Annotated in this window: 2 protein-coding genes; both read right to left on the reverse strand. The window is 73.2% G+C overall.

From position 1 onward, the window contains the following. Positions 1-301: 301 nt before the first annotated feature. A complete protein-coding gene (locus VIM26_RS24130) occupies positions 302-790 on the reverse strand; it encodes a sigma-70 family RNA polymerase sigma factor (protein WP_331955879.1) in 489 nt (162 codons plus the stop codon). A gap of 117 nt (positions 791-907) precedes the next feature. After that, a partial coding sequence (locus tag VIM26_RS24135; RefSeq protein WP_414696561.1) for a MinD/ParA family ATP-binding protein occupies positions 908-1,892 on the reverse strand: 985 nt, incomplete at its 5' end.

The following is a 1,892-nucleotide window of genomic DNA, read 5'->3' on the forward strand; positions in this document are numbered from 1 at the left end:
GGATCCGCGAGCCGGGCCTTGACGGCCGCGTCGAGCGTCATCCGGTTCGGCTCGACGCCGGCGGCCGGGTCGGCCGCCCGGACGCGGTCGAACGCGTCGTCGGGCTGCTCGGGCTGGAAGGTGTTCTCGTCCACGGCGAGCTCCTCGGGTCGTGACGCGCGGCGCGGGTCCTACTCCCTGTGTGTCGCCGCACCCGCCGCTCTTGCACGGCGCGCCCGCTCTTGCACGGCGCGCCCGGCGGACCCGCTGGCAGCCGCGCACCCGGCGGACCCGCCGCAACCGCCCGCTCCTGCGCGGCCGCTCAGACGCCCGCGCGCTCCGTCCACGCCTCGCGCAGGCGGGCCCGGGCGCGCGACAGTGCGGCGTCGGCGCCTCCGCGCGAGATGCCGAGCACCTCGGCGAGCTGGTGCGGGTCGAGACCCTCCCAGGCGTGCAGCAGCAGGATGCGGCGGTCGCGTGGCCGCAGCGCGGCGAGCACCTCACGCACCTCGAGGTCGTCGAGCGCCAGGGTCGCCGGATCGGTGTCGTCGATCTCGTCGGGCAGCTCGCCGACCGGCACGGGACGGCCCTTGCGTCGATGGTTGGCGAGCACGAACCCCGCCGTCCGGTAGAGCCACGGCAGCTCCGCGCCGTCGGGCAGGTCGTCGCGGCGGCGCCAGGCGATCGCCATCACGTCGGCGGTGAGGTCCTCCGCGTCGTCGCGCGGCCCCCGGCGCGCGAAGTACCGGTACAAGGCGGTCGAATGAGTCTGGAACAGCCCCTCGAACCAAGCGTCGTCGCGGGAGGGCACGTGTCGACTCCAGACGCTCAAACGGCTACCTACAACAGCACTGTGTCCCACCCGACCACGTTCTTGCACGCCCCCGCACCGCCACCCATCCCGGTGCGCCAGATCTGGGCGGACGGGTTAGAGGCCTTCGGCTACGGCTGAGGTGACCTGGAGCCAGGCTTCGCGGGTCTCGCTCGCCAGGGAGTCGATCAGGAGCGGACCGCCGGCCACCAGGCTCGCGTCGTGCGGTACGTCGAGCACGACGCGGGTCAGCTGACCGAAGTGGTCGTGCAGGCGCGCCCGCAGCGCCTGGTCGACGTCGGCCGACGGCGCGGACAGCACGGTGACCGCCTTGCTCACCGCCTCCTCCTGGCCGCTCGCCCGCAGCGCGTCGATCGCCCACGCCGCCGACTGGGCGGTGTCCTCGCGGACGGTCGAGACGATGATGAGCTGGTCGGCCGCCTCCACGGCTGCCTGCCAGTTCGACGCCCGCATGTTGTTGCCGGTGTCGACGACCATGACCCGATAGAACCGCGCGAGCATCCCGTGCAGCGCGTCGAACGCCGGGGCGTCGATCGAGGCGGCGGAATCGGCGTCCTCGTCCGATGCGAGGACGTCGAACTGGGCCGACCCCTGGGAGCGCACGTAGTTGTCCAGGTCCCCGACCCGCGCCGAGCTCAGGTCCACGAACCGGTCGATGTCCCGGAGCAGGCTGACTGCGGTGTTCGAGTGCTCGGCGTGCGCCGAGCGCCACCCGAGCGTCCCGCGGGTCTCGTTGTTGTCCCACGCGAGCGTGTACCCGCCCCGATGGATCCCGAACGTCGCCGCGATCATCAGCGCGGCGGTCGTCTTGTGCGCACCGCCCTTGGGATTGAGTACGACGATGGTCTTGGGGCCGCCCAGGCTGCGCTGGACCGAGTAGATGGCGTCGCGGTGCCTGCTCTCGGCGTGCCCCGGCTTGGGCTTGATCAGCCCACCGGTCATCCGCCGCACGGACGCTTGCCAGCCCCATTCCGCGGGGCCGACGGGCACGACGGGCCGCTTGGCGAGCAGGTCGTCGAGCGTCGGCAGGTCGCGCGACGGCGTGCGGACCGCGATCCGCGCCACCGGGAACGGGCCGGTG

It is taken from the genome of Pengzhenrongella sp., assembly GCF_036565025.1.
Taxonomy (GTDB): domain Bacteria; phylum Actinomycetota; class Actinomycetes; order Actinomycetales; family Cellulomonadaceae; genus Pengzhenrongella.